The organism is Metabacillus sp. 22489, from assembly GCF_052044855.1.
GTDB lineage: Bacteria > Bacillota > Bacilli > Bacillales > Bacillaceae > Metabacillus > Metabacillus niabensis.
In genome coordinates this window covers 115325-140627 of sequence record NZ_JBQENT010000003.1, presented here as the reverse complement: position 1 = coordinate 140627, position 25303 = coordinate 115325, and the positions used below count along the sequence as shown (strand labels likewise).

At 38.4% G+C, this 25303-nt stretch carries 32 protein-coding genes; 29 read left to right on the top strand and 3 right to left on the bottom strand.

The genetic code is table 11. From position 1 onward, the window contains the following. The first annotated feature begins 208 nt into the window (after window positions 1–208). The 14 genes from ACTJJ9_RS03020 (at window position 209) to spoIID (ending at window position 12379) form a co-directional block, all read left to right on the top strand. A complete protein-coding gene (locus ACTJJ9_RS03020; RefSeq protein ID WP_095301535.1) occupies window positions 209–430 on the top strand; it encodes an AtpZ/AtpI family protein in 222 nt (73 codons plus the stop codon). A gap of 7 nt (window positions 431–437) precedes the next feature. After that, complete coding sequence (locus ACTJJ9_RS03015; RefSeq protein ID WP_095301536.1) at window positions 438–806, top strand: ATP synthase subunit I; 369 nt, start codon at window positions 438–440, stop codon at window positions 804–806. A 21-nt stretch (window positions 807–827) separates the two neighbouring features. Further along, window positions 828–1562: a F0F1 ATP synthase subunit A gene (gene atpB / locus ACTJJ9_RS03010; protein WP_095301537.1), complete on the top strand. Its 735-nt coding sequence runs from the start codon at window positions 828–830 to the stop codon at window positions 1560–1562. A gap of 81 nt (window positions 1563–1643) precedes the next feature. Next, window positions 1644–1856: a F0F1 ATP synthase subunit C gene (atpE, locus tag ACTJJ9_RS03005; protein WP_095301538.1), complete on the top strand. Its 213-nt coding sequence runs from the start codon at window positions 1644–1646 to the stop codon at window positions 1854–1856. Between the two features lie 244 nt (window positions 1857–2100). Then, a complete protein-coding gene (gene atpF, locus ACTJJ9_RS03000; protein ID WP_095301539.1) occupies window positions 2101–2619 on the top strand; it encodes a F0F1 ATP synthase subunit B in 519 nt (172 codons plus the stop codon). Continuing rightward, window positions 2616–3161, top strand: coding sequence for a F0F1 ATP synthase subunit delta (locus tag ACTJJ9_RS02995; RefSeq protein WP_095301540.1), 546 nt, complete (start codon window positions 2616–2618; stop codon window positions 3159–3161). Before atpF ends, ACTJJ9_RS02995 begins: the two co-directional genes overlap by 4 nt. A 15-nt stretch (window positions 3162–3176) precedes the next feature. Further along, on the top strand, window positions 3177–4688 hold the full coding sequence (gene atpA / locus ACTJJ9_RS02990; RefSeq protein ID WP_145580194.1) for a F0F1 ATP synthase subunit alpha: 1512 nt from the start codon (window positions 3177–3179) through the stop codon (window positions 4686–4688). A gap of 137 nt (window positions 4689–4825) precedes the next feature. Continuing rightward, window positions 4826–5686 carry a F0F1 ATP synthase subunit gamma gene (locus ACTJJ9_RS02985; protein WP_145580195.1) on the top strand — a complete coding sequence of 287 codons (861 nt, stop codon included), beginning with the start codon at window positions 4826–4828 and terminating at the stop codon, window positions 5684–5686. A 165-nt stretch (window positions 5687–5851) separates the two neighbouring features. After that, on the top strand, window positions 5852–7270 hold the full coding sequence (atpD, locus tag ACTJJ9_RS02980; protein WP_095301543.1) for a F0F1 ATP synthase subunit beta: 1419 nt from the start codon (window positions 5852–5854) through the stop codon (window positions 7268–7270). A gap of 25 nt (window positions 7271–7295) precedes the next feature. Continuing rightward, on the top strand, window positions 7296–7691 hold the full coding sequence (locus ACTJJ9_RS02975; RefSeq protein ID WP_095301544.1) for a F0F1 ATP synthase subunit epsilon: 396 nt from the start codon (window positions 7296–7298) through the stop codon (window positions 7689–7691). Between the two features lie 682 nt (window positions 7692–8373). Next, window positions 8374–8604, top strand: coding sequence for a DUF1146 family protein (locus ACTJJ9_RS02970; RefSeq protein ID WP_095301545.1), 231 nt, complete (start codon window positions 8374–8376; stop codon window positions 8602–8604). Window positions 8605–8872: 268 nt separating this feature from the next. Beyond that, window positions 8873–9598 (top strand): YwmB family TATA-box binding protein, encoded by a 726-nt coding sequence (locus ACTJJ9_RS02965; protein WP_145580196.1) that lies wholly within the window; start codon window positions 8873–8875, stop codon window positions 9596–9598. Between the two features lie 32 nt (window positions 9599–9630). Next, on the top strand, window positions 9631–10935 hold the full coding sequence (gene murA / locus ACTJJ9_RS02960) for a UDP-N-acetylglucosamine 1-carboxyvinyltransferase (RefSeq protein ID WP_095301547.1): 1305 nt from the start codon (window positions 9631–9633) through the stop codon (window positions 10933–10935). Between the two features lie 436 nt (window positions 10936–11371). Next, window positions 11372–12379 (top strand): stage II sporulation protein D, encoded by a 1008-nt coding sequence (gene spoIID / locus ACTJJ9_RS02955; protein WP_145580360.1) that lies wholly within the window; start codon window positions 11372–11374, stop codon window positions 12377–12379. Between the two features lie 23 nt (window positions 12380–12402). Here the strand turns inward: spoIID and ACTJJ9_RS02950 are convergent, their stop codons facing one another. After that, window positions 12403–12783, bottom strand: coding sequence for a VanZ family protein (locus tag ACTJJ9_RS02950; protein ID WP_095301548.1), 381 nt, complete (start codon window positions 12781–12783; stop codon window positions 12403–12405). Between the two features lie 139 nt (window positions 12784–12922). On the opposite strand from ACTJJ9_RS02950, the gene ACTJJ9_RS02945 reads away from it, so the two are divergent. From ACTJJ9_RS02945 to ACTJJ9_RS02885, 13 genes are all read left to right on the top strand, one after another. Further along, window positions 12923–13909: a M23 family metallopeptidase gene (locus ACTJJ9_RS02945; protein ID WP_145580197.1), complete on the top strand. Its 987-nt coding sequence runs from the start codon at window positions 12923–12925 to the stop codon at window positions 13907–13909. Window positions 13910–14359: 450 nt separating this feature from the next. After that, a complete protein-coding gene (locus ACTJJ9_RS02940) occupies window positions 14360–14662 on the top strand; it encodes a DUF4212 domain-containing protein (RefSeq protein ID WP_145580199.1) in 303 nt (100 codons plus the stop codon). A 64-nt stretch (window positions 14663–14726) separates the two neighbouring features. Then, a complete protein-coding gene (locus tag ACTJJ9_RS02935; protein WP_145580200.1) occupies window positions 14727–16376 on the top strand; it encodes a sodium:solute symporter family protein in 1650 nt (549 codons plus the stop codon). 401 nt (window positions 16377–16777) lie between these two features. Beyond that, window positions 16778–17053: a sporulation transcriptional regulator SpoIIID gene (gene spoIIID / locus ACTJJ9_RS02930; RefSeq protein WP_095301552.1), complete on the top strand. Its 276-nt coding sequence runs from the start codon at window positions 16778–16780 to the stop codon at window positions 17051–17053. Between the two features lie 153 nt (window positions 17054–17206). After that, window positions 17207–18208: a rod shape-determining protein gene (locus ACTJJ9_RS02925; RefSeq protein ID WP_095301553.1), complete on the top strand. Its 1002-nt coding sequence runs from the start codon at window positions 17207–17209 to the stop codon at window positions 18206–18208. 204 nt (window positions 18209–18412) lie between these two features. Beyond that, the gene (locus ACTJJ9_RS02920) at window positions 18413–19219 is read left to right on the top strand and encodes a flagellar hook-basal body protein (RefSeq protein WP_095301554.1); all 807 of its coding nucleotides are present in this window, start codon (window positions 18413–18415) and stop codon (window positions 19217–19219) included. A gap of 15 nt (window positions 19220–19234) precedes the next feature. Beyond that, window positions 19235–20071, top strand: a complete 837-nt coding sequence (locus ACTJJ9_RS02915; protein ID WP_145580201.1) for a flagellar hook-basal body protein — start codon at window positions 19235–19237, stop codon at window positions 20069–20071. A gap of 12 nt (window positions 20072–20083) precedes the next feature. Further along, window positions 20084–20365 carry a DNA-directed RNA polymerase subunit beta gene (locus ACTJJ9_RS02910; protein ID WP_233452341.1) on the top strand — a complete coding sequence of 94 codons (282 nt, stop codon included), beginning with the start codon at window positions 20084–20086 and terminating at the stop codon, window positions 20363–20365. Window positions 20366–20469: 104 nt separating this feature from the next. Next, complete coding sequence (gene fabZ, locus ACTJJ9_RS02905) at window positions 20470–20904, top strand: 3-hydroxyacyl-ACP dehydratase FabZ (protein ID WP_095301556.1); 435 nt, start codon at window positions 20470–20472, stop codon at window positions 20902–20904. A gap of 269 nt (window positions 20905–21173) precedes the next feature. Beyond that, window positions 21174–21473, top strand: a complete 300-nt coding sequence (locus ACTJJ9_RS02900) for a hypothetical protein (protein WP_095301557.1) — start codon at window positions 21174–21176, stop codon at window positions 21471–21473. 308 nt (window positions 21474–21781) lie between these two features. Continuing rightward, window positions 21782–22036 (top strand): spore coat associated protein CotJA, encoded by a 255-nt coding sequence (locus tag ACTJJ9_RS02895; protein ID WP_095301558.1) that lies wholly within the window; start codon window positions 21782–21784, stop codon window positions 22034–22036. Between the two features lies 1 nt (window position 22037). Next, entirely contained in the window at window positions 22038–22304 is a 267-nt protein-coding gene (locus ACTJJ9_RS02890; protein ID WP_095301559.1) for a spore coat protein CotJB, read from the top strand. A 20-nt stretch (window positions 22305–22324) separates the two neighbouring features. Further along, window positions 22325–22894 (top strand): manganese catalase family protein, encoded by a 570-nt coding sequence (locus ACTJJ9_RS02885; RefSeq protein WP_095301560.1) that lies wholly within the window; start codon window positions 22325–22327, stop codon window positions 22892–22894. Window positions 22895–22942: 48 nt separating this feature from the next. Here ACTJJ9_RS02885 and ACTJJ9_RS02880 read toward each other — a convergent pair whose 3' ends face one another. Continuing rightward, complete coding sequence (locus ACTJJ9_RS02880) at window positions 22943–23389, bottom strand: YwpF family protein (RefSeq protein ID WP_095301561.1); 447 nt, start codon at window positions 23387–23389, stop codon at window positions 22943–22945. 284 nt (window positions 23390–23673) lie between these two features. Next, window positions 23674–24060 carry a helix-turn-helix domain-containing protein gene (locus tag ACTJJ9_RS02875; protein WP_174881473.1) on the bottom strand — a complete coding sequence of 129 codons (387 nt, stop codon included), beginning with the start codon at window positions 24058–24060 and terminating at the stop codon, window positions 23674–23676. A gap of 297 nt (window positions 24061–24357) precedes the next feature. Here ACTJJ9_RS02875 and ACTJJ9_RS02870 point away from each other — a divergent pair, with 297 nt between their 5' ends. Both ACTJJ9_RS02870 and ACTJJ9_RS02865 read left to right on the top strand, forming a co-directional pair. Next, window positions 24358–24771, top strand: a complete 414-nt coding sequence (locus ACTJJ9_RS02870) for a hypothetical protein (RefSeq protein ID WP_145580204.1) — start codon at window positions 24358–24360, stop codon at window positions 24769–24771. A 159-nt stretch (window positions 24772–24930) separates the two neighbouring features. Further along, window positions 24931–25278 carry a single-stranded DNA-binding protein gene (locus ACTJJ9_RS02865; RefSeq protein ID WP_095301564.1) on the top strand — a complete coding sequence of 116 codons (348 nt, stop codon included), beginning with the start codon at window positions 24931–24933 and terminating at the stop codon, window positions 25276–25278. Window positions 25279–25303 lie beyond the last annotated feature (25 nt).

The following is a 25303-nucleotide window of genomic DNA, read 5'->3' as shown; positions in this document are numbered from 1 at the left end:
GAATAAGTCAAGGGGTTTTTTAGCAAAAATGTGAACAATTTGTGATGGTTCGGTAAGATTGTGAATATTTTAACTTTAAACGGATTGACATGACCTTTATGCTATTGTATGCTAAACGAGGGTGTAATGATAAGGTTTACAAAACCTTTTCAAAACCCTTTTTAACCCCTTATACCATTTATAAATCAAGTAACGAGGATTTATATATATGCGACAAAAACCACGACACCCCTTGCATGCAATGGGGCTGATGTCAGCTATCTTATCTCAGTTGGTTGGATCAACTTTAATTGGGATTTTTGGCGGAAAATGGCTCGATCATCATTTTAAAACGGAACCATTGTTTTTAGTCGTAGGCCTTCTGCTTGGACTAGCTACTGGTATTTATGCCATGTATAAATTAGTCCACCACTATTTCTCAGGAGAATAAACATTTCATGTTTGATATGCATCTGATGTTTCGCAGATATCGTAAATACATATTTTATCTACTCGCCATCTATGTATTAGGATGGGGTTTTACGGAATATCAGTCTGTCTTTCTAGGGCTCATTCTAGGAACAAGCATTACTCTGTATAATTTGTGGATTATGGTAAGAAAGCATCGTCAATTTGACCTTGCCATAAAAGAAGGAAGAAAAGCGGGGTCGTTAGGAACAACGTCACGAATGGCCGCAGCAGGTGTTGCAGTCTTTTTTGCTATTAAGTTTCCTGACTATTTTAATTTGTACAGTGTTATCATTGGATTAATGACGATGTATGTCGTTATTATGATAGATTATGTTATTCAACATTCACGCGCTTAGCTGGGAAGAGAGGTGAATCTATTGGATCACGGAGCTCCTGTGGTAAAGTTTTTAGGTCTTACTTTTAATTTATCAAATGTACTGATGATTACGATTGCTAGTTTAATCGTTTTCTTAATCGCTTTTTTTGCTACGCGTAAATTAGCGATGAAACCAACGGGAATGCAGAATTTTATTGAATGGGTTGTCGATTTTGTTAAGAATATTATCGGCAGTACAATGGATTGGCAAACAGGTGGGCGTTTTTTAACGTTAGGCATGACATTATTAATGTATGTATTCGTAGCAAATATGTTAGGTCTACCATTTGCAATTGTAGTTGGACATGATCTATGGTGGAAGTCACCAACTGCAGATCCAGCCATCACTTTAACTCTAGCAATTTTAGTAGTAGCATTAACACACTACTATGGCATTAAGATGAAAGGTGTTTCTGAGTATGGTAAGGATTTTATCAGACCAATGCCTTTTATGTTCCCACTTAAGATTATTGAAGAATTCGCAAACACATTAACATTAGGTCTTCGTCTTTACGGGAATATTTATGCAGGTGAGATTTTATTAGGCTTACTTGTAGGTCTAGGTACAAGTGGTTATGCTGAAAGTTTAGGAAATGGTATTCTCGGCTCGCTAGTAGCTGCAATACCGATGTTAGCATGGCAAGGTTTTAGTATCTTTGTTGGTGCTATCCAAGCGTTTATTTTTACTATGTTAACGATGGTTTATATGGCACATAAAGTGAGTCATGACCATTAATCAATATATGTTCAAAACATTTGAACACTTATTAAGAAATGAAATACTATTTTTCATACATTTAAAGGAGGAAATTTAACAATGGGTTTATTAGCAGCTGCAATTGCAATTGGTTTAGCGGCACTAGGTGCTGGTATTGGTAACGGTCTTATCGTATCTCGTACAGTAGAGGGGATTGCACGTCAACCTGAAGCTCGTGGAGCTCTACAAACAGTTATGTTCATCGGGGTTGCATTAGTTGAGGCGATTCCTATTATCGCCGTTGTTATCGCGTTTATCGTTATGGGTCAATAATAAAAAGATAAAATATTCTATATGGCGAAGATCATTCGAACCGAACCTTCGCCATTCCTTTATTACAAACATAAGGGGCAGTAAGTTTCTACTTGTGCTTTCGTACTAGTAGATGAACTGCCCTTACTTGTCGGTAGTCTATCAACCTCAAATGAAAAAGAGGTTGAGCTTAACTTAGAAAAAAACAGTTTACTGTCATTATCATAACCCATCATGGAACTCTTGAAGGGAGTGAAACCGAGCTATGTTAACTTTTGATCTAGTATTAGGTGCATCAACTGGCCTAAACACAGGTGATATCGTATTCCAGCTCTTAATGTTCTTAATCCTTCTTGCATTACTAGGAAAGTTTGCATTTGGACCTGTAATGAACATTATGAAGCAGCGTGAAGAGCATATTGCCAATGAAATTAATAGTTCTGAAGAAAGAAATAAAGAAGCACAAAAACTAGTAGAAGAGCAACGTGAAATGTTAAAGCAAGCACGTGTTGAAGCTCAAACATTAGTAGAAAATGCGAAAAAGCTTGGTGAGCAACAAAAGGAAGATATTATCCAAGCTGCTCGTGCTGAAGCTGGCCGTTTAAAAGAATCAGCATTGAAAGAAATCGAACGTGAAAAAGAACAAGCTGTTGCAGCGTTACGTGAGCAGGTTGCTTCTCTATCTGTCTTAATTGCATCGAAAGTAATCGAAAAAGAGTTGGATGAAAGAGAGCAAGAAAAATTGATTAACGACTACATCAATGAGGTAGGCGAAGGTCGATGAGCAAAGAAATCGTTGCGAACCGTTATGCATTAGCTCTTTTTCAACTTGCAAAAGAACAAAACACGATTGAAAAAACTGAAAGTGAATTACTCGTTGTTAAAGAAGTATTTTCTTCGAATAAGGAGCTTTTAAATGTACTAAACCATCCGAAATTTTCTAAAGAGGCGAAAAAGTCAATTGTAACTGAAGCATTTCAATCGCTGTCACAGCATGTTGTAAATACTTTATTAATACTAGTTGACCGTCATCGTACAAACCTCGTTACAGAGGTAGTAGATGCTTTCGTTCAAAGTGCAAACGAAGCGCGTGGTACAGAGGATGCGATTGTATACTCTGTTCGTCCACTTACAGATGTTGAATTATCATCAATCTCATCTTCATTTGCCAAGAAAATCGGTAAGGTATCATTGCGCTTGCAAAATATAGTCGACAAAAACCTAATCGGTGGCGTAAAGCTACGTATCGGTAATCGTATATATGATGGAAGTATAAGCGGAAAGCTTGAACGTATAGAGCGACAAATTGTCGCAAATAGATTGTAGATAGGGGTGAAACTCATGAGCATCAAAGCTGAAGAGATTAGTGCGCTTATAAAGAAGCAAATTGAAAACTATCAGTCAGAAATAAAAGTTAGCGATGTAGGTACAGTCATTCAAGTTGGGGACGGTATCGCTCGTGCTCATGGCCTCGACAATGTCATGGCTGGAGAGCTTTTAGAATTCTCAAACGGCGTTATGGGTATGGCTCAGAACCTAGAGGAAAATAACGTTGGTATTATCATTTTAGGACCATTCACAGATATTCGTGAAGGTGACGAAGTTCGTCGTACAGGACGCATCATGGAGGTTCCTGTAGGTGAAGCGTTAATCGGACGTGTTGTTAACTCATTAGGACAACCGGTAGATGGCCTTGGTCCAATTGAAACGACAAAAACTAGACCAATTGAAAGTCCAGCACCAGGTGTAATGGATCGTAAATCAGTTCATGAACCACTTCAAACTGGTATTAAAGCGATCGATGCGCTTGTACCAATCGGACGCGGACAACGTGAGTTAATTATCGGTGACCGTCAAACTGGTAAAACATCTGTAGCAATCGATACGATCTTGAACCAAAAGGATCAAGATATGGTTTGTATATATGTTGCAATTGGTCAAAAGGAATCAACGGTTCGTGGTGTTGTTGAAACATTACGTAAACATGGTGCATTAGATTACACGATCGTTGTAACTGCTTCTGCATCACAACCAGCTCCATTATTATACTTAGCTCCTTATGCTGGTGTAACAATGGGTGAGGAATTCATGTACAATGGCAAGCACGTGCTTGTTGTTTATGATGACCTTTCTAAACAAGCTGCGGCATACCGTGAGCTTTCATTATTACTTCGTCGTCCTCCAGGTCGTGAAGCATACCCTGGTGACGTTTTCTATTTACATTCTCGCTTGCTCGAGCGTGCAGCAAAATTAAGTGATGCAAAAGGTGGCGGTTCACTAACTGCATTACCATTTATTGAAACACAAGCAGGTGACGTTTCTGCTTATATTCCAACAAACGTTATCTCGATCACTGATGGACAAATCTTCCTTCAGTCTGATCTATTCTTCTCAGGTGTTCGTCCAGCGATTAACGCAGGTTTATCTGTATCTCGTGTCGGTGGTTCAGCACAAATCAAAGCGATGAAGAGTGTAGCTGGTACATTGCGCTTAGACTTAGCGTCATTCCGTGAGCTCGAATCATTCGCTCAATTCGGTTCAGATCTTGATAAAGCAACACAAGCAAAATTAGCTCGTGGTGCTCGTACTGTTGAAGTATTAAAACAAGGTCTTAATAAGCCATTAAAAGTAGAAAAACAAGTTGCGATTCTTTATGCATTAACAAAAGGATTCTTAGATGATATTCCGGTTGCGGATATTACTCGTTTTGAAGAAGAATTCTATGCATATTTAGAACAAAACCATGCAGCTCTTCTTGAAGAAATCCGTACAACGGGTAAACTTCCGAAAGATGAAGATATGGCAGCGGCTATTGAAGGCTTCAAAAAGACTTTTGCTCCTTCTGAACAATAATTTTCTGATTGATATGATAGGGTCTGATTCCACCCACAATTGTCATAGTTAGCGGATTTCATTAATTTGCTTATCTATTTATTTAAGTGGGGTCTGACCCTTGTTAGATGATTTTTTTAAAAAGGTGGTGAGAACCTTTGGCATCATTACGCGATATAAAATCAAGAATTAATTCAACGAAAAAAACAAGTCAGATTACGAAAGCGATGGAAATGGTTTCTGCTGCGAAATTAAATCGTGCAGAAAACAATGCAAAAGCATTTGTACCTTACATGGAAAAGATACAAGAGGTTGTTGCGAGCATCGCAAACGGTAGTTCTGATGTAAGCCATCCGATGTTGGAGAGCAGACCGGTTAAGCGTACTGGATATTTAGTCATTACGTCTGACCGTGGACTTGCAGGTGCCTTTAACAGTAGTGTTATCCGTGCTGCCTATCAAGCTATCCAAAAACGACATAATTCAAATGACGAGTTTGTTGTCATTGCAATTGGACGAATGGGTCGTGATTTCTTTAAAAAGCGTGGAATGAACGTCATTTCTGAAATCATCGGTGTTGGCGATGAAACGAACTTTTCACAGATTAAGGATATTGCTAGCGGTGCAGTTAATATGTACGCTGACGAAACATTTGATGAGCTATATATGTATTACAACCACTTTGTAAGTGCGATACAACAAGATGTAACGGAGAAAAAGCTTCTTCCATTATCTGATATCGCTTCTTCTGATCAAAAGCTAACATCATATGAGTTTGAGCCAAACGAGGAAGAAATTCTTCAAGTGTTGTTACCGCAGTATGCTGAAAGTCTCATCTATGGAGCATTACTCGACAGTAAAGCTTCTGAGCATGCAGCACGTATGACAGCAATGAAAAATGCAACGGATAATGCAAAAGAACTTATCGACGGCTTAACATTAACATATAACCGTGCTCGTCAAGCAGCAATCACACAAGAGATTACTGAAATTGTCGGCGGTGCGGCTGCATTAGAATAGTATAACAATTGATAATCATTTAGTTTGGTGTCTAGCTCCAATGCCTAGCCAGTTAAGTCTAGCCAATTAGGAATGGAAGGCAAAGAACGCCTTCTTTTCGTGATTGTCTTACTTACTAAACGGCTTTGCGAGGTGCTAACGCATTTTATGATAGGAGGGAAAACGATGAATAAAGGACGCATTACCCAAATTATGGGTCCGGTTGTTGACGTTAAATTCGAAAGTGGTCAACTGCCAGATATTTATAATGCCCTTACAATCAAAACAGAAGGTAGTGAAACTGAAGTAGCTGTAGATCTTACTTTAGAGGTTGCCTTACATTTAGGTGATGATACAGTACGTACAGTTGCGATGTCTTCTACAGATGGACTTGTGCGTGGCTTGGAAGTAACAGATACAGGTGCTCCTATCTCAGTTCCTGTAGGTGATGTTACTTTAGGTCGTGTATTTAACGTATTAGGAGATAACATCGACTTAGATGCTCCAATCCCAGCTGATGCTCGTCGTGACCCAATTCACAGACAAGCTCCTAAGTTTGACCAGCTTTCAACAGAGGTTGAAATTTTAGAAACAGGGATTAAAGTAGTTGACTTATTAGCACCTTATATTAAAGGTGGTAAAATTGGTCTATTCGGTGGTGCCGGTGTAGGTAAAACCGTATTAATTCAGGAGTTAATCAACAACATCGCACAGGAGCACGGTGGTATTTCTGTATTCGCTGGTGTTGGTGAGCGTACTCGTGAAGGAAATGACTTATACCATGAAATGACTGACTCTGGTGTTATTAAGAAAACAGCAATGGTATTCGGACAAATGAACGAGCCGCCTGGTGCACGTATGCGTGTTGCGTTAACAGGTCTTACAATGGCTGAATACTTCCGTGATGATCAAGGACAAGACGTTCTTTTCTTCATGGATAATATCTTCCGTTTCACACAAGCAGGTTCAGAGGTTTCTGCCCTACTTGGACGTATGCCATCTGCCGTTGGTTACCAACCGACATTGGCTACAGAAATGGGTCAATTACAAGAACGTATCACATCAACTAACGTTGGTTCTGTTACATCTATCCAAGCGATTTATGTACCTGCCGATGACTATACGGATCCGGCTCCAGCTACAACGTTCGCTCACTTAGATGCAACAACAAACCTTGAGCGTAAATTATCTGAGATGGGTATTTACCCAGCGGTAGACCCACTTGCTTCAACTTCTCGTGCATTGTCACCAGAGATTGTTGGAGAAGAGCATTATGAAGTAGCACGTAATGTTCAACAAACATTACAACGCTATCGTGAGCTTCAAGATATTATCGCTATTTTAGGTATGGATGAATTATCTGACGAAGATAAGCTTACGGTTGCTCGTGCTCGTCGTATTCAATTCTTCTTATCTCAAAACTTCCACGTTGCAGAGCAATTTACAGGACAACCAGGTTCATATGTACCTGTAAAAGAAACTGTACGAGGCTTTAAAGAGATTCTTGAAGGTAAGTACGATCACCTTCCAGAGGATGCGTTCCGTCTAGTTGGACGTATTGAAGAAGTTATTGAAAGTGCAAAACAAATGGGTGTAGAAGTCTAATTTTGGGACCTAGGAGGGTATGAGTATGAAGACAGTATTAGTCAATGTCGTTACTCCCGATGGCCCAGTTTACGATGCAGACGTAGAGATGGTGAGTGTAAAAGCTCAAAGTGGTGAGCTTGGTATTTTACCAGGTCATATTCCTATGGTTGCTCCATTAGAAATTGGTGCAGTTCGCCTAAAGCAAGGGAGTGGCACGGAGCTTGTTGCAGTAAGTGGTGGCTTTATCGAGGTTCGCCCTGATAAAGTAACGATTCTTGCTCAAACTGCCGAGAAAGCCGAGGATATTGATGTTGCTCGTGCTGAGGCGGCGAAGAGACGTGCTGAAGAACGTCTAAATCATAAATCAGACGAAATCGATTTTAAACGTGCTGAATTAGCACTTCGCCGTGCGATCAACCGTTTAAACGTAACGAAATAATAGAAAAAGGATGATATAAGAGAGCATTCTCCTATGTTATCCTTTTTTCATTTAGGTGTTTAAGCGCTATCATAAGGAAAAATCAACGAAACATACTCCACAATTCCAACGAAAACTATCCTTTACTAAACACATTCAAAAAATCTGCTTAATAATGAGTGAAATACTGGAAAAAGAAGGGCGAAATCGTTTTTAGAAACATTTAATTTACAGCCTTAAATTTACTTTTTTTGTAACAATTTATACATAAATAATAAGGTCATTTTAAGGATAGCTGTAGTAAAATAATAAGGTTGAAACAAGAAATTAATGTATTATTTTTTAAAAATTTGTAAACTAGAACCTTTATTCATTAAATTTTTGATAAATTTAAAAATCAATCATGTTAAAAGAAATTTTATATATACTATTCAAGGGTATATACCAAGTGTAAAAAGGTTCTTATACAAATTCTTCGTATTATAGAAGCTTGAAAAACTTAGGATTATTTGATTTATGTAAAAAGTAAAATAATCCACAAAAATGAAGTTTTACCCAGTAGGTCAAATTATGCTTGTATTTTTAGAAAAATATTGTATGATGTAATTTGCTTTGTTGAATTTGATTCAAACATGCATAATTGACAGAGATTAATTCCATCCAAATGGATCAGATTAATCATCATTATTGGAGGGATGAAGGGATGCCCGATTATAGCCATATGGCTCTTATTAGTATGGTTGTAAGTCTTGCCTTTATGATTATCACCTGGTGGGCTTTACAGGCATTGAATATTGAAAAATGGATGAAACCGGGCAAAGTAATACAAGCAAGAACATTATTAATACTTTTGACGATTGCTATAGGATCAATTGTTAGTAATTTTTTTCTTGATTATTTGTTATGGTCTCAACAACTCCCTTTTTTATTTTAAAATGAGCGATGTTCTTCTTGGTTAAATGTGGCTAACGCCGCTTTATAGTAACAAAGGTTAAACGACAAGGAGTCATTGCTATAAAAGAAATTATCTGCACTATTCCTTCTTAAATGGAGAGCATCGTCTTGATAAAAGCTGTTTATAGGTCTTATGTCCAGGTACTTGGCTACATAGACAAAGGATTCTGTCTAATAATGACGACTATTTCCACGTATGTCATTTCCTAATCCGGTAACAATGTTATTAAGGAGAGGAAGTGACCGTTATGAAAAAAAGAGAAATAGCAGTTATTATATTTACAATGATGCTTGTATTCACTATGGTGACGAATAGAGGAGTAGCTGAAAACGAATCAAAATTATCTATACTTGCAGAAGCTATGCAAGAGCAAAGCGTTCAAATCGACGATTGGACTTTATATGCAAAGAAGAATGTCGAGAAAAAAACGATAGAAGAAATGAAACTATTTACAGAGCAATATCGTCATTATAATTGGACGTATGAGCAAGATGAAGAAAAGATTAAAGCGATCGGTGTATTTGACAATAAAAAAGAAAAAAAGCTTGAAAAACTTCAATTAATAACAACCCTCAAAAATGAAATGGAGCAAACGTATATCCTTTATGAGGTTAAAGGTGTAGGTGTGCAATCAAACTGGGACGAAATTGAACAAGACTTTAAGGAAAATGCATTCGACATTTTTCATGAAAATCCCACAATTTTCGCTTGTATCAATGGAACATTTGATGATATGATTGAAGTTAGTTTGAATAACAATGCTAATAAATTTTTAAAACAGTTTAAAGCTCATTCTGTAGAGAAGCTTCAAGAGGAGAATTTTCTCTCAGTATCAGCCAAAACAGCATTATGGGAAGATTTTATTCCAACAACTAACGATGAAATGAACTTGCAACTTGCATTGAGAACTGACGGATTGGGCGATAGTACTACGGTCGTTATAGGAACACCAATCATTACGTCTGAATATTAATATAGAGAAATTGGGACGCGGAGGGGAATACTTTGGAAAAAATCATCGTCCGCGGCGGTCGTAAGTTAAACGGTACTGTAAAAGTAGAGGGAGCAAAAAATGCCGTTTTACCTGTCATCGCTGCATCTTTGTTAGCTAGTGAAGAAAAAAGTATCATCAATGATGTACCTACGCTCTCCGATGTGTATACAATTAACGAAGTTCTGCGTCATTTAGGTGCAGATGTCCATTTTGAAAATAATCAAGTTATTGTAGATGCATCAAAAGAGCTATCAACTGAAGCACCATTTGAATATGTTAGAAAAATGCGTGCCTCTGTTTTAGTCATGGGAGCACTATTGGCTAGAAAGGGTCGTGCACGTGTTGCATTACCAGGTGGCTGTGCAATTGGTTCACGTCCAATCGATCAACATCTTAAAGGCTTTGAAGCAATGGGCGCTACAATTAAAGTCGGAAATGGCTTTATTGACGCTGAAGTAAAGGGAAGATTAAAAGGCGCTAAAATTTATTTAGACTTCCCAAGTGTTGGTGCAACAGAAAACATTATTATGGCGGCTGCATTAGCAGAAGGAACTTCCGTTATTGAAAACGTAGCGAAAGAACCAGAGATTGTTGACCTTGCTAACTATATTAATGCAATGGGCGGAAAGATCCGTGGTGCTGGTACTGGAACAATTCGAATCGAAGGAGTTTCAAAGCTAAAAGGGGCATATCATACGATTATTCCTGATCGCATTGAAGCTGGTACGTTTATGGTTGCTGCTGCTATTACTGGTGGAAATGTATTAGTACAAGGAGCAGTGCCAGAACATTTAACATCACTTGTAGCGAAAATGGAAGAGATGGGTGTTACGATTATTGAAGAGAAGGATGGTCTGCGTGTAATTGGACCAGAAACCTTAAAATCCGTTGATATTAAAACGATGCCACACCCAGGCTTTCCAACAGATATGCAATCACAAATGATGGCATTGTTACTACAAGCAAATGGTACTAGTATGATCACAGAAACAGTTTTCGAAAATCGCTTTATGCATGTCGAAGAATTCAGACGCATGAATGGAGATATTAAAATCGAAGGACGCTCTGTCATCATTAATGGACCTGTTGGTTTACAAGGTGCAGAAGTTGCAGCGACTGATTTACGTGCTGGTGCAGCCCTCATACTTGCAGGTTTATGTGCAGAAGGTCATACAAGAGTTACGGAACTTAAGCATCTTGATAGAGGCTATGTAGACTTCCATAAAAAACTTGCGAGCATCGGTGCTGACATCGAACGAGTAAAAGAAGAAATCGTCGAAACTTCTGACCAACAGCAAGCTGCTGTCTCAGATTAATTAAAAACATCATAATGCCTTCATAAAAGAAGCAGGAGTCTTAATGGCTATCCTGCTTCTTTTAATTTTCCCTGATACCAAAGAAAAGCGGAAGCTCCTTGCTTAGCCCCAACAAGCCAAGTGGCATAATGGGCTCGTGACCTAGAGGGGCTAGGAGCTAAAGCTAGAGAAAGAAAGCCCCTCACTAAGCCTTTCGAGTAAGACATGAAATAGGCTTACTTTAATTGTAAAATAAAGACTTTACTAGAGTACCTTTTTCTGTGAGATTTTATACATTTATTTTAAAAAATACTTTAATATATGTAGATAATTTAATACAAAAACAACTTTTCCAAAACAATCAAACAAACAGTCATAAATGCTTGTCCAAGCCCATAAGATGGACTAGAGAGTGATACTTACTCTAAATCTTATTGGAGGCTTATACATGAATCAAATGAAACCAGTTCTATTTGCACTAGGAAGCTTATTTATCATCATACTACTCATTCCAACACTATTAGTAACCCCGTTTATGGATGAATCCAAAGGGAAGTTAGGTAAGGAGGTTACGGTTACAAAGAATGAGGAAGTTCCCACATTAGCCGAATCTCCAGTAGCAGTTCCAGTATATCGGAGTCAATCAAAGCAAATTGAAAACATTCCTTTAGAAGAGTATGTCATAGGTGTTGTAGCGTCAGAAATGCCTGCAGAATTTGAGACAGAAGCTCTAAAGGCACAGGCATTGGCAGCGAGAACGTATATAACGAAGCAATTAATGAATGAGCAAACATTAAGCGCCCCAGAAGGCTCAGTTGTGACGGACACACAAATGCACCAAGTATTTAAAAATAAGGAAGAACTCCAGAAAATCTGGGGAGATGATTATACGTGGAAGCTAGAGAAAATAACCGAGGCGGTAGCAGCGACACAAGGCCAAATTCTTACATATGATAACAGGCCGATTGATGCATCCTTTTTCTCGACAAGCAATGGCTATACGGAAAACTCCGAAGCATATTGGAAGGAATCGATTCCTTATTTAAGAAGTGTTGAAAGCAAATGGGATGAGGATTCCCCCAAATTTTACGATCAAAAGGTTATCCCGATCGCAGAATTTGAAAGTAAGCTTGGAGTTGATATCGACAAATCAATTGGTGAAATCAAAGAGCTTACACCAGGTAAACGTGTAGCAAAGGTTGAAGTTGGAGGTAAGGAATTTACAGGTCGAGAAATAAGAGAAAAGCTTGAGCTCAAATCCTCTGATTTCACCTGGGAAATAAAAGGTGACTCTGTCGTTATCGAAACAAAGGGATTCGGTCACGGTGTAGGAATGAGTCAATATGGAGCAAATTTCATGGCCGAAGCGGGAAAATCTTATAAAGATATCGTTTCCTATTATTACAAAGGAACAAAGGTAGCAGAAGCAGAGCCTTTTTTAACTAAATATACAGCCCAAAAATAAAAAAGGAGCCATCAGGTTCCTTTTTATTTTTTCGCTTTTCCCGTAAAATATTTTCGTTTTGCGATCCAATACGATACTGCAACACCAATCGTATCTTTAACAAAATCAATCACAGTTGCAGAACGAGATGGAACAAATGATTGATGGATCTCATCCGTCAGTCCATACAATATAGCGATAATTGCTGCAAGGATGCTAGCGCGCTCACTCCATTTGTTATGGGCCATAAACGCGAAGGCGATAAGCCAATAGAGAATGGCAAATTCAATTAAATGCAACGATTCCTTTAATAAAGCATCAAATGAAAAGGGAGTTTTAACAATTGCATCTGCAGGGTTACTAGACAGGATCCAAATGAGCACCATATATAAAAGGGGAAGTAACGTGATGATCGTTTTTTTCATTCTTAGACATTCCTTCCAAAAAATTTTTAAAAACAATACATATTATTATAAACAATGCGCAAACTAAATTTAAAAAAATTTTTTTTAACGTGTATATAATCTCTCGAATCTGTTCAGAATGATGTCTGAGGTGATAAGAATGAGAGAGGAAGAAAAGAAACGTACTTCTCAAAATAGTAAATTTCAAAATTTTTTTAGAAAGCGTTGGGTATTTCCGGCAATTTACCTAATGAGTGCAGCAGTTATCCTTACAGCAGTTTTATGGTACCAAAATATTAGCAATGACGTAGCAGAGGATTTAAAAACTCCTAAGCAAGGAGAAAATGCAATAGGGGATCAAGAAGCAGTTGAAGTAAATGCACTTAAAGAAAACTTCAAAATGCCTGCTTTAGATCCAGATTCAGTTAATGTTGTGAAGAAGTTCTATGACCCTAATGCGTCAACAGAGGAGCAAGAAGCAGCATTAGTGTATTATGAAAATTCATACCGCATGAATAAAGGGATTGACCTTGCAAGAGAAGACCAAAAGGAATTCGATGTTGTTGCATCACTAAGCGGTACAGTAACAAAGGCTGAAAAGGATCCAATTTTAGGGTATGTTGTAGAAATTGAGCATGAAAATGATGTTGTTACAGTATATCAATCATTATCATCAGCAACTGTTGAAGAAGGAGACAAGGTTGAACAAAGCCAACCAATCGGTAAAGCGGGTAAAAGCCTTTACAATGAAGAAGATGGCGTTCATGTTCACTTTGAAATCCGCAAAAATGGCGTTGCGATGAATCCTTTAACATTTATGGATAAGCCGGTAACATCCGTAAATGAACCAGCACAGGAAGAAACAACAGAAGAATCAGCAGCTGATGAGCAAACTTCAGAGGAACCAATGACTGAAGAGGAATCAACAACAGAAGAACAAACTTCCGAAGAGCAAACGACTGAGGAAGAATCAACAACTGAAGACTCAAGCAGTGAAGAATCTAAAGATAAAGATGCTGAAGCAGGAGATAAGTCTACTGAAGAAACTCCAGATGCAAATAAAGATGCTGAAAATGGAGAAACTGAAACAGAAGGCAGCGAGCAATCAAACGAGCCTGAAGCATCTAATAATACATTAAATTCATAAGAAAAATACGAGGTTGTCTCAAGATGAGAGCGACCTCGATTTTTTTTGCAAATTTCAACCAGTCGTTCGAATTATGTCGAGAAAAAAATCAATAGTGGTGCTCATTTTCTATTGACCATCATCAACGACCACTTCATAATAAAGACTGTTAAACTCTCACCTAAATACAGGCTGGAGGTGGAAATCTGCCTTAAAATGATAACGCTTACAAAAGGGAAGGAGAAATGAGCTTGATTTTCTTTATTATCATGCTAGTCATTACAGGTTTTTCTCTAGTTGTTTGCATACGTAAACGCAAGCCTCAATTTTTACTTATACCAATCTTATCGCTACTAATCTACTTCATCGTACAAATAGCTTTAGTCCCAGCACCATTTTTCGAAACGGTAAAATTTATTTTTAGTTTGTCTTAACCTTAAGTGACATTATCTATTATCTCGGAGGTGCTAAATGAAGAAAATTGATAAAAGGAAAGCAGATGCTTACTTTAAGGTGCGTACACGTAATATTATGATTTATTTACTTATAGGTTTTTTATCCTCGTTTGGAGTCGTTTTATTTGCTGAGCCATTAAGTGGATTTTCAATAAACGGACTTCCTTTCCATTACTTCATGGGGGCACAGGGCGCCGTCGTCATTTTTATTCTTTTATTATTTATAAATGCAAAAGTAAGTGATTCCGTCGATCAAAAATATGGAATTGATGAAAAACGAAACGAACAGCTTGGTGCAGGAAAAACGCTTGATCATTAATAAACAAAAATAAAAGGGGTAACGATAGATTATTTTTCAAAATCAGGCAATAAGGGGGATTTTTATGGATGCACAATTTATCGTTTCGTTAACGATTATTTTATTAACCTTTGCACTATATATTGGCATCGCCATTTATAATACAGCAAAACAAACATCAGATTTTTATGTAGCTGGCCGTGGGGTACCACCGATTTTTAATGGGATGGCAATCGGAGCTGACTGGATGAGTGCAGCGTCATTCATTGGAATGGCAGGAACGATAATGCTTCTTGGATATGATGGCCTTGCTTATATAATGGGGTGGACTGGCGGCTATCTATTATTAACATTCTTACTTGCGCCACAGCTTAGAAAATATGGACGTTACACAGTACCTGAATTTATTGGTGATAGGTACAATAGTCACTCAGCTCGTGTCATTGCAGCTATCTGTACGATTATTATTAGCTTTACTTATTCGATCGGTCAATTATCTGGCTCTGGCGTCGTTATCGGCCGCCTTTTTGAAATTGATGCAAAAATCGGGACGATGATTGGCGTCATCCTAATCGCCTTTTATGCAGCCTTTGGAGGAATGAAGGGCATTACATGGACACAGGTAGCTCAATACATCATTCTCATTATCGCTTACCTCATACCGGTCATTTTTATGTCATTACAAATTACAAACAACCCTGCACCATGGCTTTCCTATGGGAAAATCGTTGAGGAAATGGGGGAACTGGATCGACAGCTAGGAATCTCGGAATATTTCGCTCCGTTTACAAATGATACAAAATGGCAGTTTCTTGCATTAATGTTTACCTTAATGGCCGGTACTGCAGGGCTTCCCCACGTTATTGTTCGCTTTTATACGGTTTCAACGATGAAGGCTGCAAGATGGTCTGGAGCATGGGCACTTTTATTTATCGGGCTTTTATATTTATCTGCTCCTGCCTATGCAGCATTTTCACGATTTATATTAATGACAAATGTTGCTGGTAGAAAGCTATCTGAACTGCCTGCTTGGACAGAGACATGGGTCAATACAGGAAAGCTGCAAATTGCTGATGGCAACGGTGACGGAATTTTACAATGGAATGAATTAATTATTTCCAACGATATCGTTGTCATGGCAACACCGGAAATTGCTAATTTAGGGATGTTTGTTATCGGCTTAGTTGCTGCAGGAGCGATGGCAGCGGCTCTCTCAACTGCAGGCGGGCTTATGATTGCGATCTCTTCCTCCTTTGCTCATGATATCTACTATCGTGTTTTAAAGCCTCAGGCGAGCGAGAAAAACCGTTTAGCGGTCGCGCGTTGGTCAATCGTTATTGCGACATTATTAGCCGGTGTCATCGCTCTAGACCCGCCAGGAGCGATTACCCAAATCGTTGCATGGGCCTTTGCGCTTGCATCAGGAACATTTTTCCCTGCTCTATTAATCGGTGTATGGTGGAAGCGGTCAAATACGCCAGGGGTTATTTCAGGAATGATCGTTGGCTTAGCGGTTACGTTAATTTATATCTTTGCTTCAAAATACGGCGGCTTTACGATAGCGGGAATTATCGATACCGGGGCAGGTGTATTTGGGGCCTTTGCTGGTATCGTCACAAATATCATTGTCTCATTATCAACAAAAGCTCCATCAATTGAAAAACAGGGGGAGGTTATTAATTTACGCTATCCAGAGCAAATGACATATAAAGATGGAGAAGTATGGATGGATTAACAGCGTTCTTGGACGATCATGGATACATGGTCGTCTTTTTTTGTTTGGATCAATTTACCAATTCGAGTGACAGATACCTATATATTTCCATTTTATCGACAAATTTCTCGGGAAATATTCATGAAAATAATGAGGGAATCATCTGCTTATTTCCTAAGAAAATATAAAAAAAAGAAATAAACCCTTGTCCCTCCTGACATTTCTTGCATATTCCATCAACCAAGCTAATAAAATGTTACAAACCTATCAAAGAGAGTGTTTGAGGTGAGGGATCGTGAGTGTATATTCTAATCGCAGTAGCATAGGCATCATTCATTCATCTAAGAGAATACCGACAAAGTGTCTTGGCATGCGAGTCTCATTTCACACTTCTCACATCCATATTAGGGAGGTCGAGTGGTGTGCACGATTACATCAAAGAACGCACAATCAAGATTGGGAAATATATCGTGGAGACAAGGAAAACAGTTCGTGTCATAGCGAAGGAGTTTGGCGTTTCCAAAAGTACCGTCCATAAAGATTTAACGGAGAGGTTACCAGAAATAAACCCTGATCTTGCGAATGAAGTAAAGGAAATACTTGATTACCATAAATCAATTAGACATTTGCGTGGTGGCGAGGCAACAAAGCTTAAGTACAAGAAGGATGAAATTTTAGAAGAAGAGCCTGTAAAATAATGAGACTATCTAATTCATTGTAAATCGACAAATCCCTACATAATCAAACTAAATTATTTTACAAAATCATACTATTTTTTTCATTTTATGATACAATATTTAATTAGGTTAGATATTCTGGGAATGAAGATTTGCAAGGAGGATATAGATAGAATGTTTGCAAGGGATATAGGTATAGATTTAGGTACTGCTAATGTGCTGATCCACGTGAAAGGGAAAGGAATTGTACTCAATGAGCCATCGGTTGTAGCATTAGATAAAAACACAGGAAAGGTTCTTGCGGTTGGTGAAGAGGCTAGACGCATGGTAGGGCGTACTCCTGGGAATATTGTTGCTATTCGTCCTTTAAAAGATGGAGTCATTGCGGATTTTGAAGTAACAGAGGCAATGCTCAAGCACTTTATCAATAAGCTTGATGTAAAGGGTTTATTTACGAAGCCACGTATGCTTATCTGTTGCCCAACTAATATTACTTCTGTTGAGCAAAAAGCTATTAGAGAAGCTGCAGAAAAAAGCGGCGGTAAAAATGTATTTCTTGAGGAAGAGCCAAAGGTCGCAGCGATTGGTGCGGGAATGGACATCTTCCAACCTTATGGAAATATGGTCGTTGATATAGGCGGTGGAACTACAGATGTCGCTGTATTATCTATGGGCGATATTGTCACCGCCTCATCAATTAAGATGGCAGGGGATAAGTTTGACTCTGAAATCTTAAATTATATTAAACGTGAGTACAAGCTATTAATTGGTGAACGTACTGCTGAAGACATTAAAATAAATGTTGCAACGGTATTCCCAGGCGCACGTTCTGAAGAAATTGAAATACGTGGACGAGATATGGTCACAGGTTTACCACGCACAATTTCAGTGAATTCAAAAGAAATTGAAGAGGCACTTCGTGAATCAGTTGCTGTTATTGTACAAGCTGCGAAAAGTGTTCTTGAAAGAACGCCACCTGAACTTTCAGCTGACATTATTGATCGCGGTGTTATACTAACTGGAGGCGGCGCTCTGCTAAACGGACTTGATTTATTATTAGCAGAAGAGCTTAAACTGCCAGTATTAGTTGCAGAGGCACCAATGGATTGTGTTGCGATCGGCACAGGCATTATGCTAGACAACATGGACAAATTACCACGCAAAAAACTTGGCTAATATATGACGAAAAAAGAGTCTACTAGATGGACTCTTTTTTCATATGTTCAATTGTTTAAAACCCTCACACGAAATAGTCATTCTTTTCCTAAAAAAATGTAATGAGAAAACTGTCCTTCTCCTTTATAATGGTAATTAGGGAATTCTGTCGAAAAAGAATTCAATTTGTCCGGCAAGAATTATTTTACGAAGGTGGAGATATATATGTTAAGAGGTTTATATACAGCTACAGCTGGTATGGTGGCGCAACAAAGAAGAACAGAAATGCTTTCAAATAATATCGCAAATGCCAACACAGCTGGGTATAAAGCAGACCAAGCCTCTGTCCGTGCATTTCCTGAAATGCTGCTAAAGAGAATCGATAACCAACCAATCCCATCTACAGTTGGTTCAATCAATACTGGTGCATACGTACAGGAAATCAATAATAAATACAATCAAGGCGATATTCGTGAAACAGGATTATTAAGCGATGTAGCACTTGTTGAGCAAAATGTCCCAATACATCCTGAAACAAATCGAAAGGGATTCCTCCTCTTTGCTGTCGAAAATCAAGCTGGGGAAGAACGCTATACACGCAATGGTAATTTTACACTTGATGAAAATGGAACACTTTTATCAAGTGGTAACCCGGTGCTTTCAACAGCAGGACAACCGATTCAAATTCTAGCAAATGATTATCAAATTACTGAAGATGGTGACATTTTTGCAGGTGGGGAATTTATCGCACAAATCGATGTCCGCTTTGAGGATGATGTCCGCAACCTTGTAAAGGAAGGCAATGGATTGTACAGAACAGCTGATAATACAAACATCCCAACAGCACTAGGTAACGGCGAGGTTCAATATAGCTTAAAGCAAAATTATCTCGAAGGTTCAACGGTTGATATTGCTCGTTCTTATACAGATATGATGACATCTTATCGTTCGTTTGAAGCAAATCAAAAGGTATTACAAGCATATGATAAAAGCATGGAAAAGGCCGCAAACGAAATTGGCCGGATAGGTTAATAGGGGGAACAAACAATGCTACGCTCGATGATTACAGCAACAAATACAATGGGCCAGCTTCAAAAGCAGCTTGATACAATTGGCCATAACTTAGCAAATATCGATACACAAGGCTATAAAAGAGAGCAAACAGCTTTTTCAGAGCTTGTGAGACAGCAGTTCAATAATCAAACAGATGCCGAGGCAGAAATTGGTCGCTTTGGAACAGAGCTAGGTATTACACAAGGCACTGGTGCAAGGCTCAATAGCAACTTAGTATTTAGCCAAGGAACACTTAAGCAAACAGGGCGTTCACTTGATATTGCCTTTACATCACCAAATCAGCTTCTGCAAATTGATGTTGATGGCGAAACGCAATATACAAGAGACGGTTCTCTTTATTTATCGCCAACAGCTGATGGGACGAATCGCTTGCAGTTAACAACAGCTGAAGGCAGAAATGTCCTTGATGAAAACGGAAATCCAATTATTTTTGAAGAAAATTTTAAGGAAATTCAAATTTCTCAAGATGGAACGATTACAGCTGTACCAAATAATGACAATGACCTGCCACAAGTATTTGGATTGGGTGTTGTGCAAGTAGACCGTCCACAATTGCTCGTTCAAGCAGGAAATAATCGTTACAGCCTAAGTGAAAACCTAGGTAATGTACAATTGGATGAAATCTTCACATATCTTGAAGGTGCCCTACGTGGTGAAGTATCCATGCAGCAAGGTGCATTAGAAATGTCAAATGTCGATTTATCAAAGGAAATGACTGATATGATGGTCTCCCAGCGTTCATACCAAATGAATGCAAAGACGATTACAATGGGTGATCAAATGATGGGGTTAATAAACGGTGTTAGATAGGAGTTAGGTCTATTGGTTGCAAAGGAAACGATGAAAGTTACTAGCCGAGAAGAAATGAAAAAAGCAAAAAAAGCCAAGAAGGTACAAGAAGGAACGGATCAAAAGGGAAAGAAACGGATCCGTATCAGATTAATTCCAATATGGATAAGAGTATTGCTTGTTCTTATTTTCATGGTGGTTAGTGCAATTGTCGGTGTTATCGTAGGCTATGCAGTAATTGGCGATGGAAAGGCCTCAGACGCACTCGACAAATCAACATGGCAACACATCATCGACCTAGTTGAAAAAGAATAATCAAAAAGAGTATACTATTAATAATTGGGAAGGTGTATGCCTTCCTTTTGTCGTATACATACGTAAGACTTTATGTAAATTTAATAATAAGGAGAAAAATACATATGTTAGATATTCAACAAATTAAAGAAATTATCCCGCATCGTTATCCTTTTCTACTCGTTGATCGAATTATCGAAGTAGAAGAAGGAAAGCATGCAGTAGGAATTAAAAATGTTACAGCGAATGAGGAATTTTTTAACGGACATTTCCCAGACTATCCTGTAATGCCAGGGGTTCTTATTGTTGAAGCAATGGCCCAGGTTGTAGGAGTAGCAATGTTACAAAAAGAGGAAAACCGTGGCAGAATCGCATTTTTCACAGGAATTGACAGCTGCCGTTTTAAAAGACAAGTAAAGCCAGGTGACCAGCTAAGACTAGAGGTTGAGGTAACTCGTGCAAGAGGCTCAATCGTCAAAGCTACAGGTAGAGCAACTGTTGATGGAGAAATTGCTTGTGAAGCTGAAATGATGTTCGCATTAGGTGCAAAAGAAGAATAAAAATTCAAGGACAATTTGACCAAGTTTAGGTTGAATTGTCCTTTTTTTATGGCTTTTTTCTAAATAGTACTAACTATATAAGGGTTTAGTACTGAAGCGTAAATCAGCCCCGAACGACTACACTGTAAAAGAGCAACAAAGTTTGCAAAACAGCCTTCTATATATAAGTAGTATTTTGAAAATTTATGTAATGATTTTTTTATTTTTGGAAAAGCTATTCAAGGACATGTGTAAAAATATGTTATCTAAATTTGAAAGGAGAAAACAGCATGAGTAAAAAATGGCTATTAATGTTAGTCGGTTCACTGCTTGCAGCGATGCTCGTAACGGGCTGTGCAACAAATGATGACCCGGATCCAGCACCACAAGAAGAAAACATGGATAACAACCAACCGGGTGAAGATGGAGGACAAAATACAGATACAACTGGAAATGGCAATGATGATAATGATATTAATGATGAAGTTCAAAACAATGGAAATGATGCAGGCGACATCTTAGATGGCACGAATGAAGAAAACAACAATGATTTAGAACCAAATGATGAAGAAAAGAAAGATGAAAAATAACTAATGGAGAAGGCTGACATTGATGTTAGCCTTTTTTTAGTTAAAAGAGCGGTCGAATCTTGTCGAATGACAGATTTTTCCCGAAAGTTGACAAATTTTCTGCAAAAGTTAGGAGATTTTCTCCGAAAGTTGACAAATTTTTAATAAAAGTTGACAAATACACTGAAACTGCAGCTTATAAATTTTTAAGATTAGCAGGCATAAGTATCAAATCATTAAGAATAGGATAGTAATAGATTAGCAAAAAAATGGCTAGTGTAGCGTAGCCCAATAATGCTAATGCTCACTTTAAAAAAGAGGTGATAAAGATGAAAGGTCCTCAAGAGCAACAACAGCCAGCCTTCACCAGAGTTAAGAGCTATCAGCCGTTTCACAGTCGTTTTGACCCGTGCCCACCAATCGGATTGAAGTATTATTCAACACCTCCGCATCTATATATGGGTTTTCAACCACCAAATTTACCGCAGTTTTCACCACAGGAAGCATTGAGAAAAGGAACGCTTTGGCCAGCCTTATATGACCCTTATAAAAATCCGTATAAAGGAAAAAAGGGGGTAAAGTAGTGTGAGCAAACATCAACTACCTGATGAATATTATCAGCTATTAGAGGAAATCCAAGCGATTGACTTTGTTCTTGTCGAGCTAACCCTTTATTTAGATACCCATCCGAATGATGTTCAAGCAATTCAACAATTTAACCAATGTACGGCTTACAGCAAGCAGCTAAAACAGCAATTTGAAGCAAAATTTGGGATGCTGCAGCATTTTGGCGGCAGCTTTGCAGATGCAAATTGGAGCTGGGGAAGAGCTCCATGGCCATGGCAAGTATAAAGAGAGGAGAGTGTTATTGAATGTGGATTTACGAAAAAAAGCTGCAATATCCAGTAAAGGTAAGTACATGTAATCCATTTCTCGCAAAATTATTAATTGAGCAATATGGTGGGGCTGATGGAGAATTAGCGGCAGCCCTTCGCTACTTAAACCAACGCTATACAATACCAGATAAGGTCATCGGGCTGTTAAACGATATCGGTACAGAGGAATTTGCTCATTTAGAAATGATTGCGACGATGATTTATAAGCTAACAAAGGACGCAACACCTGAACAGCTAAAAGCAGCAGGAATTGCTCCACACTACGTCGATCATGACAAGGCCCTCTTTTATCATAATGCAGATGGTGTACCATTTACTGCGACGTATATCCAAGCAAAGGGCGATCCAATCGCTGATCTTTATGAGGATATCGCGGCAGAGGAGAAGGCACGCGCTACATACCAATGGATTATTAATATGTCAGATGATCCTGATTTGAATGATGGCCTTGCCTTCTTAAGAGAAAGAGAAATTGTACACTCACAACGGTTTAGGGAAGCAGTTGAAATTTTAAAAGAGGAGCGAAATAAAAAGAAATTTTTCTAAAAGCAAACAGGACTTGGCTACCCGAGAATGCCAAGTCCTGTTCATATTTTATAATCTTGTCGTATCCTTCTTAATGTTTACGTTCTCGGTAAATGCCTCAATCAGAGCATCGCCAGTAAGTCCTTGACCCATTAAGGTTCTAAGCAATACCTCTGGGTCGTGTAATCGCCTTGAGGCATGAAGTCGGCCATCAATTAGAATCGATAAATCCTGCTCCAATGGCGTAATCGTTTTGATTTTCCCAACGATTTGTGCCGGTGTATTCGTTTTTTTCGAGATCGTGACAAAGGCTCGAATTTGTGCCTTTGCATCATATAATTGCTCAAAGATTGGCTGGAAATCCTTATCGATTAAAGCCTCAATTAGCCACGAGTTTTCCCCATCCTCTCGATTAAGCACTAAGCCATCCTTCAAAGGGATCGCAAGTAGCTTCTTTTCACCTTCAGCTTCATGTTCAACTTTTAAATCGACTAGCTTGAATGTTTTTATGATCATCACCCTCTTTAAGCACGTAAGTTTTTTTAAAACGCTCTGTTACACTTGATTGTTGATTTCTGCTTCAGGCATTCGCCTTTTGCGGGCGGCCGTCCGGGAGGTTGACACGCTTCTTTAAGTAGGAGTCTCATGCCTTCCGCTTTTTCTAAATTGTCTAGCTCCAGCGCCAAGCCCGTCGAGTCACAATCGATATAGGAATTACAGTTCCATACGTCTTGTGCTTGTCGGAGCTGTTCAAGGCGCCTCCGCTTTTCTTATAACATTATATCATAGCGCTCACTAGCTTATTCTGCCAGCTTTGCAGATTTCTCTATCGTTGTAATGATTAGATCCTCAATAATTCTACGTTCCTTTGCTTTAAGCTTAAGCAATGTTTGAATGCTAGCTACCAATCGAGGCTGTTTACAGAGATAGTCAACGATTGGTGTCAGTGGATGTTCAATTGTATAGTTCATAGATTCCTCAAAAATACTGTCAGTTGTCTGATGTGTAGCTCCGAGTAATTTCTCGATTTGGATATTAAATGCCTTGCATAGTGAAAGAATATAGCTGAGGTCAGGCACTTGCTCTCCTGATTCAAGCCGTGTAATAACCGGTCGGGAAACACATAGCTTATCTGCTAATTGCTGTTGAGACCAGCCGTTTAACTCACGGTAATACTTCATATTCATTTTAAATTTCTCCAACTCATTCATAGAACCATTCCCTTTCTATCTGGTTCCCCTACATCCAAATGCCAGCAAAGTCCAACTTGAGAACTTTTTCCTATTTGTACGAAAATTAATCATTTATAGATATTTTGACCTATAAAAAGCATACTGAAAAAAATGGAAGATTTAAAGAGGAAAAGGGTAAAATTTCCTGAAATTTAGTTAAAATCCACCTAATAAAATGATTGGAGGAATTTTGAAAAAATTAGTAGTAAGCTATACTACGAGTGTAAAAAATAATAATGTGAGGGAGAAAAGGTGAACATTAAATTAAAATGTGTTTATTTGAAAAAGGATGAAACGAATAAGCTTCAAGGAAACGAGGCTAATTCAGATGAACTAGTTACATTGCGGGTAGGTGGTGAGAAAAAGGGACGATTTAACTATCATCATTTCCGAGTTCCTCTCGAAGCAACAGTTGAAATTCATTATGAAATTGAAAAGCCTAAGGGATTGTTGAGACTTATTTTTCATATCACTAATCCGGATTTATCGATTCATTATTATCAATGGAACGAAGAAAAGCAATGTTACCTTGGGGCACCTCTTGAACAAGACATCATCAAATCCTCTTCCTTTCAAAGGATCCTTCAAGGTATAAGCTTCTCTGGAAAAAAACATTTCTCATACATCGTGAATCCTCCCCAAAGATTAAAAGATTTATTAAATTAGTAAAATACAAATGAATAAATGAAACCTATGAACGACAAAAGATAAAAACAAAGGTCAAACTTATCCGTGTAATCCATACAAAATGAAAATTTACACGTTTTTCCAAATAGGACAAATCAATTACAATACAGTTGTACATGAAAGGAAAGGAGGGAAAAGGTGATTAATCAAGTCATACTAGTAGGCCGTCTAACGAAGGATCCGGAAATTCGTTATACAGCAGATGGTGCTCCTGTTGCAAATATTACTCTTGCAGTAAGCAGACAATTTCGAAACAATGCCGGTGAAATTGATACCGACTTTGTGAACTGCACCCTTTGGCGGCGGACAGCTGAAAACACAGCAAACTACTGTCGAAAGGGCTCCATTGTAGGTGTAATAGGTCGGATTCAAACTCGAAGCTATGAAAATGCGGAACGGACACGTGTTTACGTTACAGAAGTTGTCGCAGACTCCGTTCGCTTTATGAGCGGCAAACCGCGTGAACTTGTGGAACAGGAAGCCTAAAAACCAGTCCTCCTGAAAAGAGAAA

Coding starts and splice junctions, on each gene's coding strand:
- ACTJJ9_RS02935 (WP_145580200.1), top strand. CDS start 14,727: ATGGATGCACAATTTATCGTTTCGTTAACGATTATTTTATTAACCTTT.
- ACTJJ9_RS02895 (WP_095301558.1), top strand. CDS start 21,782: ATGAAAGGTCCTCAAGAGCAACAACAGCCAGCCTTCACCAGAGTTAAG.
- ACTJJ9_RS02925 (WP_095301553.1), top strand. CDS start 17,207: ATGTTTGCAAGGGATATAGGTATAGATTTAGGTACTGCTAATGTGCTG.
- spoIID (WP_145580360.1), top strand. CDS start 11,372: ATGAAACCAGTTCTATTTGCACTAGGAAGCTTATTTATCATCATACTA.
- ACTJJ9_RS03020 (WP_095301535.1), top strand. CDS start 209: ATGCGACAAAAACCACGACACCCCTTGCATGCAATGGGGCTGATGTCA.
- ACTJJ9_RS02915 (WP_145580201.1), top strand. CDS start 19,235: ATGCTACGCTCGATGATTACAGCAACAAATACAATGGGCCAGCTTCAA.
- ACTJJ9_RS02940 (WP_145580199.1), top strand. CDS start 14,360: ATGAAGAAAATTGATAAAAGGAAAGCAGATGCTTACTTTAAGGTGCGT.
- ACTJJ9_RS02950 (WP_095301548.1), bottom strand. CDS start 12,783: ATGAAAAAAACGATCATCACGTTACTTCCCCTTTTATATATGGTGCTC.
- ACTJJ9_RS02975 (WP_095301544.1), top strand. CDS start 7,296: ATGAAGACAGTATTAGTCAATGTCGTTACTCCCGATGGCCCAGTTTAC.
- ACTJJ9_RS02970 (WP_095301545.1), top strand. CDS start 8,374: ATGCCCGATTATAGCCATATGGCTCTTATTAGTATGGTTGTAAGTCTT.
- ACTJJ9_RS02965 (WP_145580196.1), top strand. CDS start 8,873: ATGAAAAAAAGAGAAATAGCAGTTATTATATTTACAATGATGCTTGTA.
- ACTJJ9_RS02920 (WP_095301554.1), top strand. CDS start 18,413: ATGTTAAGAGGTTTATATACAGCTACAGCTGGTATGGTGGCGCAACAA.
- atpD (WP_095301543.1), top strand. CDS start 5,852: ATGAATAAAGGACGCATTACCCAAATTATGGGTCCGGTTGTTGACGTT.
- ACTJJ9_RS02875 (WP_174881473.1), bottom strand. CDS start 24,060: ATGAATATGAAGTATTACCGTGAGTTAAACGGCTGGTCTCAACAGCAA.
- atpE (WP_095301538.1), top strand. CDS start 1,644: ATGGGTTTATTAGCAGCTGCAATTGCAATTGGTTTAGCGGCACTAGGT.
- ACTJJ9_RS02995 (WP_095301540.1), top strand. CDS start 2,616: ATGAGCAAAGAAATCGTTGCGAACCGTTATGCATTAGCTCTTTTTCAA.
- atpA (WP_145580194.1), top strand. CDS start 3,177: ATGAGCATCAAAGCTGAAGAGATTAGTGCGCTTATAAAGAAGCAAATT.
- ACTJJ9_RS03015 (WP_095301536.1), top strand. CDS start 438: ATGTTTGATATGCATCTGATGTTTCGCAGATATCGTAAATACATATTT.
- ACTJJ9_RS02880 (WP_095301561.1), bottom strand. CDS start 23,389: ATGATCATAAAAACATTCAAGCTAGTCGATTTAAAAGTTGAACATGAA.
- ACTJJ9_RS02900 (WP_095301557.1), top strand. CDS start 21,174: ATGAGTAAAAAATGGCTATTAATGTTAGTCGGTTCACTGCTTGCAGCG.
- fabZ (WP_095301556.1), top strand. CDS start 20,470: ATGTTAGATATTCAACAAATTAAAGAAATTATCCCGCATCGTTATCCT.
- ACTJJ9_RS02945 (WP_145580197.1), top strand. CDS start 12,923: ATGAGAGAGGAAGAAAAGAAACGTACTTCTCAAAATAGTAAATTTCAA.
- ACTJJ9_RS02885 (WP_095301560.1), top strand. CDS start 22,325: ATGTGGATTTACGAAAAAAAGCTGCAATATCCAGTAAAGGTAAGTACA.
- atpF (WP_095301539.1), top strand. CDS start 2,101: ATGTTAACTTTTGATCTAGTATTAGGTGCATCAACTGGCCTAAACACA.